Here is an 18,927-nt window from a genome sequence, read left to right on the forward strand (position 1 = left end):
GTTTACCAAGGAGTTTTCCGTTTCGACTGCGCCGGAAGTGGGGCGAATTATAGACTTCCAGAATCTGCCGTCAACACCTAATTTGGTTTTTCTATCAGAAATCGAAAAACGGCACTCGTTACGGCCTATATATAGAGGCGCCAACAAAGAGTGCGCAGTATATTGCTCAACACCTAGTAGCTAAGCATGATATGCCAGCCGTACACTCTCTCGCCTCTCACTTCGGACGACGATACGCAATGAATGACCAGCCCCGCAGCCTTGCATCGACTCTGTTCCCGGTTGGCCTGCTATTAATAGCCATGGCGTCGATCCAGTCTGGAGCCTCCCTGGCAAAAAGCATGTTCCCAATAGTCGGGGCGCAAGGGACGACCACCCTGCGACTGATTTTCGCCAGCGTGATCATGTTGCTGCTACTGCGCCCCTGGAATGCGAGGCTCACCGCCAAGTCCTTACGCACCGTCATCGTCTACGGCATGGCGCTGGGCGGCATGAACTTCCTCTTCTATATGTCCCTCAGGACTGTCCCACTCGGAATTGCCGTTGCTCTGGAGTTCACGGGCCCACTGGCAGTGGCAATTTATGCCTCACGCAAGGCGATCGACTTTCTGTGGATCGGTCTGGCCATCGTCGGTTTGCTGCTACTTATACCTACAGACGCAACAAACACGAGCATCGACCTCATAGGCGCCGGTTATGCTCTCGGCGCCGGGGTATGTTGGGCACTGTACATTCTGTTCGGTCAGAAAGCCGGGGCAGATAACGGCGTCCAGACCGCCGCGTTGGGTGTCATGATTGCAGCACTCTTCGTTGCGCCTATAGGCATCGTCCATGCCGGAGCCGCGTTGCTCACACCGTCACTGATCCCCATCGCTATTGGCGTAGCCGTTCTGTCCACTGCCCTTCCGTATACCCTTGAGATGATCGCCCTCACCCGAATGCCGGCGCGAACCTTCGGCACACTGATGAGCATCGAGCCCGCATTCGGCGCATTGTCCGGGCTGCTGTTTCTGCACGAATACTTGTCCCTGGCACAGTGGATGGCCATCACTTGCATCATTCTGGCATCCGTAGGCGCGACCATGACCATGCGCAGTGAGTCCAAGCCTTTGGTAGCAGTAGATTGATACGCGCTTTTACGAAGGTCTGGTATTTACCGCTCAATTGAGCCATGTTTAGCCACAACTCAATGTCAGACATGGACTTTTTCGGATAGGGATATCACTAACGATAAAAACGAAAGCGCATGCTGGCAGACTCGGGCACCAGACCCGAGACCGTAATAGGGATTGGAATGAAACGATTTTTGGTATTGCTTGTTGTACTGGCCATTGCGGGTTGCGCTGCGACCTCCAGGACTGAGGTCAAACGCGGAAAAAAAGGCCTGCACATTAACTGCTCAGGCCTCTCTTCTTCCTGGGACAAGTGCTACACCAGTGCGGCCAACTCATGCGGGCCGAATGGCTACAAGGTGATCGCCAAATCCGGAGACGCCGTGGAAGACCCGGGTGACTATCCGTTTGGACTCAACCCTGCTGGCTATACCAGCCGCAGCATGATCGTCATCTGCAAGTAACCAGGTGCGCTCCTATTCAGCGCGTTGACCGGCTATCTGGCGTCCGATTTCTTCGTAGCTGGAATGCAGTACGGTGCGCTGGACCTCCGGATTCACCAGCATTCGCGCAACCACCAGCGCGCCAACGCACTGCGACAGAATGGCCCAGGCCAGGCTGTCACTCTCCAGGATGCGCGCCCAACTTTCCTGCAGCCGACAGATCCACTGCTCGGCTTGCTGGCGTACCGCGATGTCCGAGCGAGCGATCTCGGCGCCCAATGTCGGCAGTGCGCACCCGGACTCGGGATGCTCGACATGCGCCATGCTCAAGTAATGCTTGAGACAGCGCTCCAGCTTGGCTCGACTCAGCTCGCCATTACCGCTCAATCGCTCAAGGCTCTGACACAGCTCACGCTCGACGATCGAGCTGAAGAGTTCGTCTTTCGAGGAAAAGTGGCTGTAAAACGCACCGCCACTGAGCCCGATGGCCTTCATCAAGCCATCGACCCCCACCGTGCAAAAACCTTCTTTCTTGGCTGACACCGAGCTGCTTTCAAGCAGCTTCTGCCTGGTTTCCAACTTGTGACTGGCTGAGTAACGCATCGCTTCTCCCGAGAATCCATCGCCTTGACGTCTTCAAGATCGTAGCATAACGTTCGTTTGGCTAACGATCGTTTACCAAAGAGAGATGACTATGACCACAACTAGCAATAACAAGAAAGTCGTACTGGTTGTCGGTGCTGGCGATGCCACCGGCGGAGCTATTGCCAAGCGTTTCGCACAGGAAGGGTTTGTTGCCTGCGTCACTCGTCGCAGCGCAGACAAGTTGCAGCCATTGGTCGATGCCATTCAGGCCAGTGGCGGTGAAGTCCACGGTTTTGCGTGTGATGCGCGCAAGGAAGAGGATGTCGTCGCGCTGGTTGAACAAATCGAAAGCCAGATCGGCCCGATCGAGGCGTTCGTCTTCAACATCGGCGCCAATGTGCCGTGCAGCATTCTTGAAGAAACCGCCCGCAAGTATTTCAAGATCTGGGAAATGGCCTGTTTCTCTGGATTCTTGAACGGCCGTGAAGTGGCCAAGCGTATGGCCACCCGACAACGCGGCACTATTCTATTCACCGGGGCCACCGCCGGCATGCGCGGTGCTGCTGGCTTCGCGGCGTTCGCCGGCGCCAAGCATGGCATCCGCGCCCTGGCCCAAAGCATGGCGCGGGAACTGGGCCCGATGAACATTCATGTCGCCCATGTCGTGGTAGATGGCGCGATCGATACCGACTTCATTCGCGACAGCTTCCCGGAAAAGTATGCCCTCAAGGATCAGGACGGGATTCTCAACCCAGAACACATCGCCGAGAACTACTGGTACCTGCACAGCCAGCCTCGCGATGCGTGGACCTTCGAACTGGATCTGCGGCCCTGGAGCGAACGCTGGTAAGCCATCCTCTCTAACAATAATCAGAGTGCATCGAACATGAGCAAACGCGTAGAGTTCTTCTTCGACCTCGGCAGCCCTGCCACTTACCTGGCCTATACCCAACTACCGAAAATTTGTGAGCAAACCGGTAGCCAGCTGATCTATCAACCGATGCTGCTAGGTGGCGTATTCAAGGCCACCGGCAATGCCTCGCCGGCAACGATTCCGGCCAAGGGGCATTACATGTTCCTGGACCTGAATCGTTACGCCAAGCGCTACGACGTGCCATTCCAGCTCAATCCGTACTTTCCCATCAATACCCTTTTGTTGATGCGCGCCGTCACCGGCATCCAGCTACGACACCCCGAGCGTTTCCTCGATTTTATTGATTGCCTGTTCCGTGCGCTCTGGGTTGATGGCCGCAACCTCAACGACCCGGCGACCGTCGCCGCGGTGTTGGCCGAGCATGGCTTTGACCCTGATGAAGCGCTGGCATTGACCGCCGATGAGGAAGTCAAAGCCGCACTCAAGGACAAAACCGAACAGGCGATCCAGCGCGGCGTGTTCGGTGCGCCGAGCATGTTTGTCGATAACGAATTGTTCTTCGGTCAGGATCGCTTGGATTTCGTCCGTGAGGCCTTGGGCTAGATCTCGATAACCAGTCGACCCTGCGCCTCACCCGAGGCTTGCAGGTCATAGGCTGCCTCGGCGGTTTGCAGCGTGAACCGCCGGGGATCGAGCAAAGGCTTCAACAAGCCTGCTTCAATCAACTTCGCGGCCTCGCCAAGTATCTGTCCGTGCCGCTCGCGACCGTTACCGGTCAGCAAAGGCAGCAACGTGAAGACTCCAGAGTAACTCGCCGCCCGGAACGACAATGGCGCCAGACTGTGTTGCCCCCAGCCGAGACAGCTCAACACGTGCCCCTGATAAGTGCGCACAGCCTTGAACGACGCATCCAGCGTCTCGCCTCCGACTGTGTCATAAACGATATCGAAACCCTCCCCCGCCGTATGCTGCTGTACATACTGTTCAACCGACTGCTGGCGGTAGTCGATAAAGGTTGCACCGAGGCTTTCGATAATCGCCTGCTGCCTCGCCGACCCCGTGGCAAATACCTCGGCACCGAATGCCCGGGCCAACTGCACCGCCACATGCCCGACGCCACCAGCGCCACCGTGAATCAATACCTTGTGATCAGTCTGAACCCGAGCGCGATCCAGCAAGCCTTCCCACGCGGTGATCAACACCAGCGGCAGCGCTGCCGCCTCAGTCATGCTCAGATTGATCGGTTTGCGCGCCAGCAACCGCGCATCAACAGCGGCGAATTGCGCCAGTGAGCCTTGCTGACCGCCAATCCCGGTCGCCATGCCATACACCTGATCGCCGACCTGCCAATCGCTGACCCCGGCACCGAGCGCTTCGACAATCCCTGCCAGATCCATACCCAGCACCGCCGGCAATGGCTGACGGGCATGAGCTGCCTCCCCGGCGCGGATTTTCCCATCCAATTGATTCACCCCACTGGCGATGATTCTGACCAACACCTGCCCCGCTTCAGGCACGGGCTTAGGGATGGAGGCCAAACGAAACGGTGCATTGGCTGAGTCGACGATCAGGGCGAGCATTTCAAGTGAGTCAGTCATTTCGCAATCTCATGTCAGTGGAGAGTTGCGTTGATCATCCGCCCGCCCACTCATGCCGATAAGACGCTATATAGCTATAGTGACCATGCCTATTTGGAATCAATGAGAAAGCCCTTGGACAAACTCAATGCAATGGCGGTTTTCGTAAGAGTAGTCGAGCGCGGCAGTTTCTCTGCTGTCGCTCGGGAACTGCAGACCAGCCAACCGACCATCAGCAAAATCCTCCGGGCTCTGGAAACAGAGCTTGGAGGCAAGCTGATTGCCCGTAGTACTCGCCAGCTTTCGCTGACCGACGAAGGCCAGCGTTACTACAACGAATGCCGACAGATTCTTGCGGCGGTCGACGCGGCCGAACACAGCTTTCAGTCCGGACGGGAAGCGGTCGCCGGACCTTTGCGAGTGGGCTCCTCCGTCAGTTTCGGGCGATTGCAGATTGCTGCGCGACTGCCGGATTTCCTTGAGCGCTATCCACACGTTGAAATCGATTTACAGCTCAGCGATCAGAATCAGGATCTGGTCAGCGAAGGCCTGGACGTCACATTACGCATTGGCGAGTTGAGCGACAGCGGTTTGATCGCCCGGCAGATCGGCACCACCCATCGAGTCACCGTCGCCAGTCCCAACTATCTGGCTCGCCGTGGCCAACCACACACACCGGAAGAGCTGAGCCAGCATAACTGCCTGCTGTTCAACCTGCTGAGCAGCCAGAATCAGTGGATCTACGAAAAAAACGCTCAGCGCCACAGCGTGCGGATCAAAGGCAACGCCCAGAGCAACAGTTCGGAGGCCATACGCGAGATGGTATTGGGCGGGCTGGGTATTGCGCTGTCGCCGGTGTGGTTATTCAGCGAGGATTTGAAGGCTGGTCGGGTGATCGCGATCCTGCAGGACTACCGCGCACAAGCGTTGCCGATCCATGCGGTGTCCCCGGCCAATCGTCGCCAATCGGCCAGGGTCAAGGCGTTCGTCGACTACATGAGCGATGTACTCGCCCACGCACCCGAGCTTACGCCGCCGTCCGAAGACTGACGGCGCACCACCGACTCAGATCGCGGCGGTTCGGGTGTTCAGCCACGCCAGCGCAGCACCGTCAAGCAAAGGGCTCAAACGTTCACGAACTTGTGCGTGGTAAGCGTTAAGCCACTCGCGCTCGTCCTGAGTCAGCAACGAAGGCTCCAGGCAACGGGTGTCGATCGGGCACAAGGTCAGGGTTTCGAACTTGAGGAACTCGCCAAACTCGCTGCTGCCCGCCTCGCGGTTCAACACCAGGTTCTCGATCCGCACGCCCCAACGACCTGGACGATAAGTGCCCGGTTCGATCGAGGTGATCATCCCCGGCTGCATCGCGGTTTGCGGCGCCGGTGCGGCTTGGTAGGCAATCACTTGCGGGCCTTCGTGAACGTTCAGGAAGTAGCCGACGCCATGCCCGGTGCCGTGACCATAATCGACGCTCTCTGCCCAGATCGGCGCACGTGCGATGGCGTCGAGCAACGGCGAAAGAATGCCGCGCGGGAACTGCGCACGGGACAAGGCAATCACACCCTTGAGGACGCGCGTACAGTCGCGTTTCTGCTCGGCGGTCGGCGTGCCCACCGGCACCATCCGCGTAATGTCGGTGGTACCGCCCAGGTACTGGCCGCCGGAGTCGATCAGCAACAGGCCGTCACCTTCGATCACCGCGTGCTCTTCTTCGGTCGCGTGGTAGTGCGGCATCGCACCGTTGGCGTTGAAGGCGGCAATCGTGTTGAAGCTCAGCGACACATACCCCGGACGACGGGTACGGGCGGCGGTCAGGTGTTCGTCGATGGTCAGTTCGGTGATGCGTTCACGACCCAGGGCGCTGTCGAGCCAGGTGAAAAACTCGCAGAGCGCCGCGCCGTCCTGTTCCATGGCCTGACGGATGTGTTCGGCATCGGCGAGACTTTTCTGCGACTTGGCGAGGGTGGTCGGGTTCAGACCTTCAATCAGCTTCACGCCGCTGCCGAGGTTATTCAGCAAACCGCTAGTCACCCGTGCTGGATCGACTTGCAGGCTTGCCCCATTTGGCACGGCAGCCAGCGCCGAGGCCACTTCGCTGTAGTCGCGCAGGGTGACGCCGTCCTGTTCGAGGATCGCGCGCAATGGCGCATCGACCTTGCTCAGCGCGACAAACAAGGTTGCCTGCTGCTGGCCGATCAGGGCGAAGGACACGAATACCGGGTTGAACGACACATCACCGCCGCGCAGGTTGAACAGCCAGGCGATGTCGTCGAGGGTGGCGATAAAGTGCCAATCGGCACCGCGCGCTTTCAGGCTTTCACGCAGCTTGGCGAGTTTCTCGCCACGGCTGACGGTGGCCTGCGGCGGCAAGTGCTGATAGATCGGTTGATTCGGCAGGCTCGGACGGTCGCTCCAGACCTCGTTCAACAGATCGATATCGGTGCGCAGCCGTGCGCCACGCTCCTCAAGCTTGCTGCTCAGTGAGCGTGCCGACGCCACGGCCATCACCGCGCCATCGACCGCAACCACGCCCCCTTCCGGAGTTTGTTCGGCCAGCCAGTCCAGCGGGCCGGGTTGACCAGGCTGCAATTTTACCAACTCGATGCCGCTGCCCTTGAGTTCCTTGGTCGCCTGTTCCCAGTAGCGACTGTCGGCCCAAACACCCGCGAAGTCCTGGGTAACAATCAACGTGCCGACCGAGCCATGAAAGCCCGACAACCATTGCCGCCCTTGCCAGTAACCCGGCAGGTATTCCGACAAATGCGGGTCGGCCGACGGCACCAGCAGGGCGTGGATGCCCTCCCGGCTCATCAGCTCGCGGGTATGCGCCAGGCGCTGGGGAACCGTTCCATGGGTCAAAGGCTGCGTACTCATCATGTCTCCTGCTAACCACTTTAATTTTGTTATAGGGCGCTGACTTTTGGTCTGCGCATCAGGATTGGGCGGTAGCCCAGAACGCCGGTGCACTGGCGGTTGCTGCTTTAATCAATTGTGCGGCCTGATCGATGTCCTGCTCGGTGGTGAAACGCCCAAGACTCAAGCGAATGGTCCGACCCGCTGCCCGCACTTCGTGCCCCAGAGCCAGCAGCACATGGGACGGCGCATTGCTCGCGGAGTTGCAGGCCGACGTCGCAGAGAAGGCGATCGAAGCACTCAAGGCCTGGGAATTGAACTCGCCCTCATTGAAGGTCAGGCTTAGGGTATGGGGAATGCGTTGGGTCGGGCTGCCGTTCAAGCGTAGACCGGCAATACCGCTGAGCTGCCCAAGCAAGCGCTCGCGCAGACGGGCGATAGTCGCCGCCTCTTCGGCAAAGTGTTCAGCCGCCAGCGCAAAGGCTGCACCCATGGCTGCGATCTGATGCGTGGCCAGGGTCCCGGAGCGTAAACCGCCCTCGTGCCCACCGCCATGGATCTGCGCCTGCAAGCGCTGCTGGGCACGCGGGCCGACGTAGAGTGCGCCAATCCCCTTGGGACCATAGATCTTGTGCGCGGAAAACGACATCAGGTCCACCGGCCATTGGGCCAGATCAATCGCTACCTTGCCCGCGCCCTGCGCGGCGTCGACGTGAAACAGCGCGCCGTGCTCACGCACCCGCTGACCGATGGCCGGGATGTCGTTGACAGTACCGAGCTCGTTGTTGACCAGCATCAGCGACACCAGAAAAGTGTCTTCGCGCAGTGCCTCGCTGACTGCTTGCGCAGTGATCAAGCCTTCGGCATCCGGCAGCAGATAAGTCACGGCAACCCCGGCGTCCTGCAATTGCCTGGCGGTATCGAGGATCGCCTTGTGCTCGATCTGGCTGGTGATGATGTGCCCGCCGGACTGCCCGCGGGCCTGGGCCACGCCTTTGAGGGCGAGGTTGTTGGATTCGGTGGCGCCGGAAGTCCAGACGATCTGCTGCGCTTTCGCGCCCACCAGATCAGCGACTTGCTGGCGCGCCTGCTCGACCGAACGTCTGGCCTGCTGGCCATAAGCGTGGGAGCTGGAGGCCGGATTGCCGAAGTTACCGCTGAACCCCAGACAGTCGACCATCACCTGAATGACCCGCTCATCCACCGGAGTGGTGGCGGCGTAATCAAAATACAAAGGACGTTTATTCATAAAAAAGACTCGCAGAGCTTGTTCCGGGATCAGGTGTATTCGCTGAAAGCACCGCACTGGAGGTGGTGTGAAAACTGCGGGAAATCAGCAATACCTGATCGGATGCCGTTAAAGAAGTACGACTTCATTTCAAAGTGCGTAGGAACGCTCCTGAAGTCGAGCTTAACAGGCATCGGACACCGGGTTGAAGCGCAAGTCAGCTAAAGCTCTCGTGCAGCATCGGATACAGCGAAGCGACCAGCAGCAGGGCCATGCCCCAGTTGAACACCCGCAACCAGCGCCGATCACGCAGGACATTGCGCAACAGGCTGCCGCAAGCCGCCCAGACACTGACGCTCGGCAGGTTGATGATAGCGAATACCGCAGCGATGACGATCACATTGGTGAAATAGCCCTGCAGCGGTGTGTAGGTACTGATTGCACCAATTGCCATGATCCAGGCCTTGGGGTTGACCCACTGAAACGCCGCCGCGCCCCAGTAGCTGATGGGCTTGGCGTGACCTTGTTCGGCTTCGGGGACAGGACCCGAATGGGCGATTTTCCACGCCAGGTACAGCAGATAGGCCGCGCCGACATAGCGCAGCACGCTGTACAGCACAGGATAGGTTTGAAACACCGCGCCCAGGCCAAAACCGACGGCGAGCACAAGGACGAAGAAGCCGCAGCTGATGCCGAGCATATGAGGGATGGAGCGGTTGAAGCCGAAATTGACGCCAGAGGCCAGCAACATCGTGTTGTTGGGGCCGGGGGTGATCGAGGTCACCAGGGCGAACAAGGCAAAACCCAGCAGTAAATCCAGCGAGAGTGTCATGGGGCGAGTCCGTCAGGGTCAGTCAGGTGTTGACCCTATCGCAGCCCCCGTGTGAAACCCACGGACAGTTACGTGAAACTTCGAGCGGTACAGTCGCTTAGCTGGCGTGGCCGTGAACAGCCACAGCGCGCTCGGCGTTCATCTCGCCACGCTGGTCGTAACCGAACGTCTTCTGCGGCTGGCCAAGCAATTCGGCTTTTTTTGCCTGGTATTCATCAAACGACAAACCGCGACGATTCAAGGCTTCCATCGCCAGCTCTTGGGTTTCTTCGGCGGTATACGGGCGCAATTCGGGAGCAGGATGACTGGCGCAACCGGCGAGCACCGAGGCAACCAACAACAATGAGGTAACGAGCAAATGGTTCATGGAGAGGCTTCCTGCGGGCGGTCTTGAGCAACGAACACAGGCTACTCCCGCCCCTTGAGCGACAAAAATCATCGCTCTCGATAGTCGCTATCGACCGTTTCGAGACTTGCTGCCGTTTTGTATGGGCCTTCGAAACGAACTGCCGGTTCATCGTTGATGGCGCAACAGTGGCGATGCTGCAACCCGTCGGCCACTCGGTCGCCTTATTGGCGCTGACCTATAGTGAATCGACCGGAAATCGGCGAAGGATTTGCAACATCCACCCACAAGAATATGGAGAACGGTCATGAGCGTTAAACCCATTCCCGAGGGTTATCACAGCGTCACGCCCTACCTGGGAATCCAGAAAGCCGCCGAGGCGATCGACTTTTACAAAAAAGCCTTTGGCGCTACGGAAGTCATGCGTCTGGCGATGCCCGACGGCAGCGTCGGCCATGCTGAACTGCGAATTGGCGACTGCGCCATCATGCTCGGTACACCGTGCGATCAAGGTCCGCTGAGCAACCCCGACAAATCACCGTCCGTGGGTTTGCATCTGTATGTCGAGGATGTGGACAAAAGCTACGCCCAGGCAATCAAGGCGGGTGGCACGGTGGTTTCGGAAGTGAAAGATCAATTCTACGGCGACCGCTCGGGCACCTTGAAGGATCCCTTCGGCCATGTGTGGTTCCTGTCGTCGCGCAAGGAAAACCTGACTCAGGCGCAAATCGAAGCGCGGGCGAAGGAGATGTTCAAACAGCAGTAACCCCCTCCCCCCGCAGGACACGGCGTCGCCCGCCCATAAGCTTCCTCTGTGAAGCCACGGGCGATGCCGTCCGCGCTTACAAAAACCCTCAAGAAAACCTGAAGACCCGAGTGCTAGTCTGCCCAACGCACCCTAGGGATAGACAAGGAACAGGTCTTCAGCATGAGTGACTACATCAAACTGAACAAAGCCAACTGGGACGAACGCGCCCCGTTGCATGCCGCCTCAACCGAATATGGGACTCAGACTTTCATCGACGACGCCTATCACCTCTCCGACGTCGTGCGCTTCGACGTACCGTTATTGGGGGATATCTCGGGCTTTCGCGGCGTGCATCTGCAATGCCACATCGGCACCGACACGCTCTCGCTGGCCCGCCTCGGGGCGCAAATGAGCGGGCTCGACTTCTCACCGGCCGCCATCGTCCAGGCACGCGCGTTGGCCGAGCGCAGCGGCGCGCTAATCGAGTATGTCGAATCCGAGGTTTACCACGCGGCTTCTGTGTTGCCACCCGCCTCGTTCGATCTGGTCTACACCGGCATCGGCGCCTTGTGCTGGCTGCCGAGTATCGACACGTGGGCGCGCACGGTCAGCGACCTGCTCAAGCCGGGTGGACGCTTGTTCATCCGCGAGGGCCACCCGATGTTGTGGTCGATCAACGAAGGCCGCGAAGACGCCTTGTCCGTCGAGTTCCCGTATTTCGAGCGCGAAGAGCCTTTGGTCTGGGATGACGAATGCACCTATGTCGAGACCGATGCGCGGCTCAAGGCCTCCGTCACGCATGCATGGAACCACGGTCTGGGAGAAATCATCACCGCGCTGCTGACCCACGGGCTGGACATCACCGGTCTGGTGGAGCATCAAAGTATTCCCTGGAACGCCTTGCCCGGTCAGATGGTCTGCGATGACCACGGCGAATACCGTTTGAAAGAAGCCCCGTGGCGCCTGCCGCTGAGTTACACATTGCAGGCGGTGAAACGCCGGGGCTGAGCACGGTGGCAGGTGCGCATTCCGGCCAGGGCGCGTACGTACTGGTTTACCTGCTCTGGAAACGCATCAGCGCTCCAAGGAGTTACACCCTCGGGAGGCTTGCTATGGGAGTGCTGTCAGCAACTTGTTCATGGGGACGGCCGTGAGCCCGGCAACACTGAAGGCTTCTGCGCAGCGTCGGTACCCAAGGTGCTGAAAAAACTCTTCACTGGTGCCGGTGCTGTTGAGTCGTGCCTGACTGAAACCATGCTCGATCAACCAGATTTCGAGACCCTGGATCAACGCCTGCCCGGCACCCCGGCGAAACCATTCCGGCAGGACGTAACAAAACCCGACCTTGCCGCTGACAGCAGCCATGGCCACCCCAATCGGTTTGTCGTCCAACAGCGCGAGGTTCAGGTACAGGCGTGGATCGGTCAGCCAGGGTTGTACATGTTCAACGGTTTTGTTGTGGGTCCAGGCCGCAACGACTTTCGGGTCATTGCGGTGATCCCCAGCGCACCCGACCTTGATCGAGCGCTCGACGATCCGGCTGATAATCCCCGCGTCCGCGGGCCCGGCCTTGCAAATGTGTAGGGGGGAATCCATAGCGCTATCACCTCATTCCATTGAGTCAAAGCTGCGAGGGACGATAGCGCCGCGAGGGTCAGGTGACTAATGGAGAGAAGTTACATTTGATGTGCAGCGAAAATCGCTATCGCGGGCAAGCCTTGCTCCTACGGATTGATGTAGTCCACAAGTCGTGCAGCCGGCTTATAACCTGTAGGAGCAAGGCTTGCCCGCGATAGCGGAGTCAGGGCTGCAACGGCATCGTCAGATCAACCCGCAAGCCATCGGCACGGCTGTCGAAATGCAACACGCAGCCACAGCGCTGGACGATCGCCTGGACAATCGCCAGCCCAAGCCCACAGCCGGTGCTTGCGCCGTTGCGCCAGAAACGCTGGGTCAGGTGTTGCAGGTCATCGGCGGCGATGCCGGGGCCATGGTCGCGCACCTGAAAACGCACGCGGTTACCCATGGTTTCAAGGCTCAGTTCCACCGCCGCATCCGCCGGGGTGTGGCGTAAGGCGTTGTCCAACAGATTGCGCAAGGCGGCAATCGACAGCACGGCTGGCATCTGCACCGGTGCCTGTGAGTACTTCGCTGGCAAGTGCAGTTTGATCCGCTGACGATCACCGCTAGCCGCGTCTTGAATCGCCAGACGGGCCACCTCTTCGGCGCTGCACTGCACGCCATCGTCGAACGACAGACTGCCTTCGACCCGCGCCAGCAACAGCAATTGCTCAAGCGTGCGGTGCAAGCGATCGGCGCCTTCCTCGGCGCGGGCCAGGGACTGATCGCGGGCGGCGCCTTCGGTCATGCGCGCCACTTGCAGGTGCGTCTTGATCGCCGTCAACGGGCTGCGTAGCTCATGAGCGGCATCGCCAGTCAGCCGTCGCTCGCGCTCGATAGCCTTTCCGATTCGCTGGAACAGCTGATTCTGGGTTTCCAGCAACGGTTGCAGTTCGCTCGGCAGCGGATGGATTTGCAACGGCTCAAGGGAGTCGGCGCTGCGGCGCATCAAGGCATCGCGCATGCGATTAAGCGGCGCCAGGCCTTGGCCGATCCCCAGCCAGAGCAGCCACAGGCAACCGAGCAACGCGACGCCCACCGGCACCGACGCGGCCAGCAGTACCGACATGTTCAGTGCCTCGCGCTCGACTTGCCGGTCGGCCGTGGTGATGCGCACATCACCGCGAGCCAAGGTGAAACTGCGCCAGCGCGCACCGTCGATCATCTGGTCATGGAAGCCCATCTGTTCAGCTTCCAGGGTTTGTTCGGGAGTGCTGTGACTGCGGGCCAGAATCTCGCCGCGCAAGGAGCTGACCTGACAGGCCATGCCCCCCGGAATATTCAACTGCTCAGCACTGAAATGCGTGCCATCGCCCTTGCTCGGCAGCGCCGGCAATTGCTCCAGCAACCCGGCAACCATACGCGCCGAGGCCACCAGCCGCTGGTCGAGGGAAAACATCATCTGATTGCGCAAGTCGCTGAGCATCCAGGCCGCAGCCAGGGCCCAGATCAGCGCGAAGGCCGCGCCGAGGGTCAGACTCAGACGCAAACGCAAACTCATCACTTCGATTGCTCTCCGCCATCCGCCGGCCCAAGGCGATAACCCAGCCCGCGCACGGTTTCAACGATGCCGTTGCCGAGTTTACGTCGCAGGTGATGGATATGTACGTTGAGGGCGTTGCTTTCCAGTTCATCGTTGAACCCGTAGACGCTGTCCTTGAGTTGCTCGGTCGACAGCACCCGGCCACGGTTGTGCAGCAAGGCTTGCAACAACGATTGCTCGCGGCGCGACAGGTCTACCGGTTGACCGGCCAGCAGCGTTTCGCGGCTGCTCGGATCGTAAGTCAGGGCGCCATGCTCGATCAGATTGACACTGCGCCCCGCCACCCGCCGCAGCAAGGTGTGCAGACGCGCAGCCAATTCACGCAGGTCAAAGGGCTTGAGCAGATAGTCATCGGCGCCCGCTTGCAGGCCATCGACGCGGTCGGTCACCGAATCGCGCGCGGTCAGAATCAGCACCGGAATCTCCAGGCCGTGATGACGCAACTGCTGCAGCAGCTTCAGACCATCTTCGTCCGGCAGCCCCAGGTCGAGCACCATCACGTCGAACTTGGCAACCTTGAGCATCGCCCGGGCAGCCGAAGCCGTGGCGACATGCTCCACGGTCAGGCCCTGGGCCGTGAGGCCGGCAACGATGCCGCTGGCGATCAGCTCATCGTCTTCGCAAACCAGTACGTGCATGCTGAACTCCATAAAAAACACGATTCAAACAAGCCGACATTAAGTCGCGATTATGTCCGGGACCGCGGCGGGAGAGAAGCACGAATTCCCAGCCCCGCCTTCCTTGCAATGAAGGTCAAGTACATGCCATCAACGCCAGACCTACCCGACAACTAAATATCAAATCAACAGCACAACTAAAACCCTCGTCCAGCATCGAAATAAATCCATGTAAAAAACAAAACACGGCATCCAGCCCTGACGGTAGCCTTAAAACAGAAACATCAAAACAAACACCCCACAGTTAAAGGAAACTGAAAGTGCCAGCACTGAAAAACTTTGTCGCCGTCGATTGGCGCGCCGGAAAAGACCTCATCTACTTTTTCTTCAAGGATACCAACACCTACTCCCGCTTCAACATTGGCGACAACAAAGTTCCGAATGGATACCCGACAGCGGTCAACGGCCGCTGGGGGGATTTCGACAAACACGTTAAAAACCTTCGTTTTGGATTCAACACCACCGGAATCATGTCAACAACCCCGGAAGCAGACAAAATTGACGCGGACACTTTATGGCTATTCTATTACGAGGGCGACACGCCAATGGTCTGTGAATACAATCAGGACACCGACAGTGTCAATAGCACACTGCCTGTAAAAGACTCGCGATGGTGGCAACTGCTCCCTTATTTTGACCGCATTATCACCGGCACATGGTGGCAGCTATACGGCCGCCTTCCTTTATTTCGGTTCCTCATGAATGACGGACACTTCATCAACCTTGACTTTAGTAAAAACAAATTAACACACGAAGCGATTACGAACACAACCTGGCCGGGACTCCAAGACTACAAAGATCGAATCATTACAGCAGCGCAAAACGATCGAACCTTTACAGACAGTTATTACTATATTTTTCTGACCCATAATGAATACATAAGATACAACATCCACGAAAACCGGGCCGAGACCGGCCCGTGCGCAGTCAATGATGAGTCCTGGCCGGGGCTATTGCGAGACTGAGAGTACGTCGGGACCCGCTTCTTGCGAGGCGAGCACTGTCCATGGGTGCGGTTAATCATCGGTTAATCGCCACCCATCATCGTGCACCCTACTTGCACCGCGATAAGGCTTACCCATGCGTCGTCTGTTTCTACTGTTTTTTCTTTTCATCGCAGGGCTGGCCCAGGCGGCGTCGAACCCGTTCGACACCAAACCGGATTTCCTGCCGGTCGGCAAAGCCTTTGTTTTCACCTCCGAACGCCTTGAATCCGGCGAAACCCAACTCTTCTGGCAAATTGCCGACGGCTACTACCTTTATCAGCAACGGATGAAGTTCGACGGTTTGCCCGACGCGGATAAACCGCCGCTGCCGTTGGGTGAAGCCCACAGTGACGAGTTTTTTGGTGATCAGCAGGTGTATCGCCAGGGCCTGGAGTTGAAAGTCCCGGCCGGTGCCAGTGGCCAGATCAAAGTGGGGTTTCAGGGCTGTGCCGATGCCGGTTTGTGTTATCCGCCACAAACTCAGGTGATCGACCTCGGTGGCAGCACGGCGGCGGTCAATGCCGCGCAAGCACCGGATGAAGCCTTGGCCAGCGGTCTGCAACAGCGGGCGCTGGGCTGGAGTTTGCTGGTGTTCTTTGGTCTGGGACTGTTGCTGGCTTTCGCGCCTTGCTCGTTACCGATGCTGCCGATTCTCGCCGGTTTGATCGTCGGCAGCGGCGCCAGCCCCAAGCGTGGTTTCGCTTTGGCCGGCAGTTATGTGGTCTGCATGGCGCTGGTGTACGCGGCGCTGGGCGTAGTAGCCGCGTTGCTCGGTGCGAACTTGCAGGCCTTGTTGCAGAACGTCTGGTTGCTCGGCAGTTTCGCCGTGGTGTTTGTGTTGTTGTCGTTGCCGATGTTCGGCTTCTTCGAACTGCAACTGCCAGTCGCTCTGCGTGACCGTCTGGAAAACGCCAGTCGCAAGCAAGGCGGCGGCAGCCTTATCGGTGCCGGGGTGCTCGGCGCCTTGTCCGGATTGCTGGTCGGCCCGTGCATGACCGCGCCGCTGGCTGGGGCCTTGCTGTACATCGCCCAGAGCGGTAACGCGCTGCACGGAGGGTTGATCCTGTTCGCCATGGGCATCGGCATCGGCTTGCCGCTGCTGTTGCTGGTGACCGTCGGCAACCGCTTCCTGCCCAAACCCGGCACCTGGATGAACCTGCTCAAAGGCATCTTCGGTTTTCTGTTCCTCGGTACCGCGCTGGTGATGGTGCGGCCAGTGCTTGATGAGTCGCTATGGATTGGTCTATGGGGTGCGCTGCTGTTGATCATCGCCTACAGCGCCTGGCGCCAGACCGGTGGATTCGGCCGCGCCGCCCATGTGTTCGGTGGCATGGCGCTGCTTTCCGGATTGTGGGGCAGCCTGCTGTTGATCGGTGCTGCGGGTGGCAGCGATGACCTGTTCAATCCATTGCAGGTTTACAGTGCACAGGCATCGACCCGCGTCGCCGGCCCCACGGCTGACGACGCCTTCATCACCGTCAAGGATCCCGCTGCGCTGCAACACGAACTCGACACTGCCCGCGCCCAGGGCCAGTGGGTGCTGCTGGACTACTACGCTGACTGGTGTGTGTCGTGCAAGATCATGGAGAAACAGGTGTTCGGCAAACCCCAGGTAATGGATGCGCTGGAAGATGTCCGCTTGCTGCGCCTGGACGTGACCGCCGACAATGCTGCCAGCCGTGAACTGCTCGGCCGTTACAAAGTGCCGGGGCCGCCAAGCCTGTTGTGGATCGGCACCGACGGCATCGAGCGCCGTAGCCAGCGCATCACCGGAGAGGTGGATGCCGCCGGTTTCCTCCAACGCTGGAACATGACTCGGGACGCTCGTTAATGCTGACCTTTACCCTCGGCACCTTTGCCATTGCGCTCAACCACCTGCTGCTGATCAGTGCCCTGGCACTGGCCACCCTGGTCGGTTGGCGGGTGGCCAAGCGCGGTGGCGAGAACCCCGAGTCGGTGCTGTTCAGCCTGTTCCTGCTGGGCTTGCTCGCGGCCAGAGTGGGATTCGTGCTCACCTACTGGGCCCACTACCGTGATGACCCGTGGCAGATCATCGACCTGCGCGATGGCGGTTTCCTCGCCTGGCCCGGGGTGATTGCCCTGCTGTTGGCAACGCTGTTGCGGGGTTGGCGCCGACCAGATCTGCGCAAACCGTTGGGCGCGGGCGTCGGCAGCGGCCTGTTGTTCTGGTTGCTGGCAAGTTTGTCCCTGAACCTCTACGAACAAGGCACGCGCCTGCCGGACATCGTCTTGCGCAACGCCGCCGGCGAAACCGTGCAACTGGCCGATTATCAGGGCGGCCCCTTGGTGATCAACCTGTGGGCCACCTGGTGCCCGCCCTGCCGGCGTGAAATGCCGGTGCTGGAGAACGCCCAGCAACATCGGCCCGACCTGACCTTTCTGTTCGTCAATCAGGCCGAAAGCATGCAAAGCGTCAGCACCTTCCTCGCAACCCAAGGCCTGAGCCTTTCCAATGTGCTGTTCGATGGCGGCGGCCGACTGAGTCAGGCCGTTGGCTCCATGGCGCTACCGACTACGCTGTTCTACAGCGCCGAAGGCCGAATGCTCGGTAGCCACCTGGGTGAATTATCGGAAGCCAGCCTGGCCCGTGCCCTGGAAAACTTCGACTCCCCAACTTCTGCCATACAGGCCACACCTTCAAGGAAACTGCCATGCCCCGCCTCCGCCACCTGCTGACGCTGTCCCTGGGCGCAGCGCTGCTGCAAATCCCGATGCTGCAGGCCGAAGAACTGCCTGCGGCGATCCGCAAGATCGAAGAAAAAGGCGCGAAAATCATCGGCAGTTTCGATGCGCCCGATGGCTTGCGTGGTTATGCCGCGCAGTACCAGAACCGCGGCATGGCCTTGTACCTGACGCCCGACGGCAAGCACGTGCTGCTCGGCAACCTGTACGACGCCGATGGCAAGGACCTGAGTGCCGAGCCGCTGCAAAAACTGGTCTACGCGCCAATGGCCAAGGAAGTCTGGGCGAAGATGGAAGCCAGCAACTGGATCGCCGACGGCAGCAAGGATGCACCGCGCACCGTCTACCTGTTCAGCGACCCGAACTGCCCTTACTGCAATATGTTCTGGGAGCAGGCCCGGCCGTGGGTGAAGGCCGGCAAAGTGCAGCTGCGGCACATCATGGTCGGGATCATCCGAGAGGACAGCCCCGGCAAATCCGCTGCCCTGTTGGCCAGCAAAGACCCGGGCAAGGCCCTGGAGGAACACGAGAAGGCGGGCAAGCAAAGCTCGTTGAAAGCGCTGACAAGCATTCCCGCCGCGATCCAGGCCAAACTCGACGCCAATATGAAGTTGATGGAAGAGCTCGAATTGTCCGCCACCCCGGCCATCTTCTACATGGATGACAAGGGTGAATTGCAACAACAGCAAGGCGCGCCGTCGCCGGAAAAACTGGTGAAGATTCTCGGGCCGAAGTAGTTTTTTGCCGTCAGGTTTCTACTGGATGCAACGACGTCATCGCGAGCCTGCTCGCGATGGCGT

At 59.3% G+C, this 18,927-nt stretch carries 20 protein-coding genes; 11 read left to right on the forward strand and 9 right to left on the reverse strand.

All coding sequences use genetic code 11. The features are described from left to right. The first annotated feature begins 239 nt into the window (after positions 1-239). Both rhtA and AC3WK5_RS28270 read left to right on the forward strand, forming a co-directional pair. Positions 240-1,127, forward strand: a complete 888-nt coding sequence (gene rhtA / locus AC3WK5_RS28265; protein WP_054596417.1) for a threonine/homoserine exporter RhtA — start codon at positions 240-242, stop codon at positions 1,125-1,127. 167 nt (positions 1,128-1,294) lie between these two features. Then, positions 1,295-1,576 (forward strand): hypothetical protein, encoded by a 282-nt coding sequence (locus AC3WK5_RS28270; protein ID WP_019692857.1) that lies wholly within the window; start codon positions 1,295-1,297, stop codon positions 1,574-1,576. Positions 1,577-1,588: 12 nt separating this feature from the next. Here the strand turns inward: AC3WK5_RS28270 and AC3WK5_RS28275 are convergent, their stop codons facing one another. Further along, complete coding sequence (locus AC3WK5_RS28275) at positions 1,589-2,158, reverse strand: TetR/AcrR family transcriptional regulator (protein ID WP_103319853.1); 570 nt, start codon at positions 2,156-2,158, stop codon at positions 1,589-1,591. Between the two features lie 91 nt (positions 2,159-2,249). On the opposite strand from AC3WK5_RS28275, the gene AC3WK5_RS28280 reads away from it, so the two are divergent. Continuing rightward, a complete protein-coding gene (locus AC3WK5_RS28280) occupies positions 2,250-2,990 on the forward strand; it encodes an SDR family oxidoreductase (protein WP_103319851.1) in 741 nt (246 codons plus the stop codon). Between the two features lie 36 nt (positions 2,991-3,026). Then, positions 3,027-3,617 carry a 2-hydroxychromene-2-carboxylate isomerase gene (locus AC3WK5_RS28285; protein ID WP_103319848.1) on the forward strand — a complete coding sequence of 197 codons (591 nt, stop codon included), beginning with the start codon at positions 3,027-3,029 and terminating at the stop codon, positions 3,615-3,617. On the opposite strand, the gene AC3WK5_RS28290 is transcribed toward AC3WK5_RS28285, so the two are convergent. Continuing rightward, on the reverse strand, positions 3,614-4,612 hold the full coding sequence (locus AC3WK5_RS28290; RefSeq protein ID WP_103319846.1) for a zinc-dependent alcohol dehydrogenase family protein: 999 nt from the start codon (positions 4,610-4,612) through the stop codon (positions 3,614-3,616). The genes AC3WK5_RS28285 and AC3WK5_RS28290 overlap by 4 nt on opposite strands. A gap of 114 nt (positions 4,613-4,726) precedes the next feature. Between AC3WK5_RS28290 and AC3WK5_RS28295 the strand changes: the two genes are divergently transcribed. Then, positions 4,727-5,641, forward strand: a complete 915-nt coding sequence (locus AC3WK5_RS28295) for a LysR family transcriptional regulator (RefSeq protein ID WP_103319843.1) — start codon at positions 4,727-4,729, stop codon at positions 5,639-5,641. A 15-nt stretch (positions 5,642-5,656) separates the two neighbouring features. Here AC3WK5_RS28295 and AC3WK5_RS28300 read toward each other — a convergent pair whose 3' ends face one another. The 4 genes from AC3WK5_RS28300 to AC3WK5_RS28315 all read right to left on the reverse strand — a co-directional run bounded on the left by AC3WK5_RS28300 (position 5,657) and on the right by AC3WK5_RS28315 (position 9,871). Further along, entirely contained in the window at positions 5,657-7,465 is a 1,809-nt protein-coding gene (locus tag AC3WK5_RS28300) for an aminopeptidase P family protein (protein WP_054596411.1), read from the reverse strand. 58 nt (positions 7,466-7,523) lie between these two features. Next, positions 7,524-8,693 (reverse strand): aminotransferase class V-fold PLP-dependent enzyme, encoded by a 1,170-nt coding sequence (locus AC3WK5_RS28305; protein ID WP_103319840.1) that lies wholly within the window; start codon positions 8,691-8,693, stop codon positions 7,524-7,526. A gap of 196 nt (positions 8,694-8,889) precedes the next feature. Further along, entirely contained in the window at positions 8,890-9,504 is a 615-nt protein-coding gene (locus AC3WK5_RS28310; protein WP_054596409.1) for a LysE family translocator, read from the reverse strand. A gap of 97 nt (positions 9,505-9,601) precedes the next feature. Then, positions 9,602-9,871: a hypothetical protein gene (locus tag AC3WK5_RS28315; RefSeq protein WP_103319838.1), complete on the reverse strand. Its 270-nt coding sequence runs from the start codon at positions 9,869-9,871 to the stop codon at positions 9,602-9,604. A 286-nt stretch (positions 9,872-10,157) separates the two neighbouring features. On the opposite strand from AC3WK5_RS28315, the gene AC3WK5_RS28320 reads away from it, so the two are divergent. Next, entirely contained in the window at positions 10,158-10,616 is a 459-nt protein-coding gene (locus AC3WK5_RS28320) for a VOC family protein (RefSeq protein WP_054596407.1), read from the forward strand. Positions 10,617-10,778: 162 nt separating this feature from the next. After that, positions 10,779-11,606: a class I SAM-dependent methyltransferase gene (locus AC3WK5_RS28325; RefSeq protein ID WP_103319837.1), complete on the forward strand. Its 828-nt coding sequence runs from the start codon at positions 10,779-10,781 to the stop codon at positions 11,604-11,606. A 102-nt stretch (positions 11,607-11,708) separates the two neighbouring features. Here AC3WK5_RS28325 and AC3WK5_RS28330 read toward each other — a convergent pair whose 3' ends face one another. The 3 genes from AC3WK5_RS28330 to AC3WK5_RS28340 form a co-directional block, all read right to left on the reverse strand. Continuing rightward, a complete protein-coding gene (locus AC3WK5_RS28330) occupies positions 11,709-12,194 on the reverse strand; it encodes a GNAT family N-acetyltransferase (protein ID WP_054596405.1) in 486 nt (161 codons plus the stop codon). A gap of 205 nt (positions 12,195-12,399) precedes the next feature. Then, the gene (locus AC3WK5_RS28335; RefSeq protein WP_177474940.1) at positions 12,400-13,722 is read right to left on the reverse strand and encodes an ATP-binding protein; all 1,323 of its coding nucleotides are present in this window, start codon (positions 13,720-13,722) and stop codon (positions 12,400-12,402) included. After that, positions 13,719-14,399 (reverse strand): response regulator, encoded by a 681-nt coding sequence (locus AC3WK5_RS28340; protein ID WP_054596403.1) that lies wholly within the window; start codon positions 14,397-14,399, stop codon positions 13,719-13,721. Before AC3WK5_RS28340 ends, AC3WK5_RS28335 begins: the two co-directional genes overlap by 4 nt. A 299-nt stretch (positions 14,400-14,698) precedes the next feature. Here AC3WK5_RS28340 and AC3WK5_RS28345 point away from each other — a divergent pair, with 299 nt between their 5' ends. From AC3WK5_RS28345 to dsbG, 4 genes are all read left to right on the forward strand, one after another. Continuing rightward, positions 14,699-15,403, forward strand: a complete 705-nt coding sequence (locus AC3WK5_RS28345) for a hypothetical protein (protein WP_103319833.1) — start codon at positions 14,699-14,701, stop codon at positions 15,401-15,403. 115 nt (positions 15,404-15,518) lie between these two features. Next, positions 15,519-17,255: a protein-disulfide reductase DsbD gene (gene dsbD / locus AC3WK5_RS28350; RefSeq protein ID WP_103319831.1), complete on the forward strand. Its 1,737-nt coding sequence runs from the start codon at positions 15,519-15,521 to the stop codon at positions 17,253-17,255. Next, entirely contained in the window at positions 17,255-18,121 is an 867-nt protein-coding gene (locus tag AC3WK5_RS28355; protein WP_103319829.1) for a TlpA disulfide reductase family protein, read from the forward strand. Before dsbD ends, AC3WK5_RS28355 begins: the two co-directional genes overlap by 1 nt. Then, positions 18,097-18,864 carry a thiol:disulfide interchange protein DsbG gene (gene dsbG / locus AC3WK5_RS28360; RefSeq protein WP_103319828.1) on the forward strand — a complete coding sequence of 256 codons (768 nt, stop codon included), beginning with the start codon at positions 18,097-18,099 and terminating at the stop codon, positions 18,862-18,864. Before AC3WK5_RS28355 ends, dsbG begins: the two co-directional genes overlap by 25 nt. Positions 18,865-18,927 lie beyond the last annotated feature (63 nt).

It is taken from the genome of Pseudomonas sp. FW306-02-D09B (genome assembly GCF_058782685.1).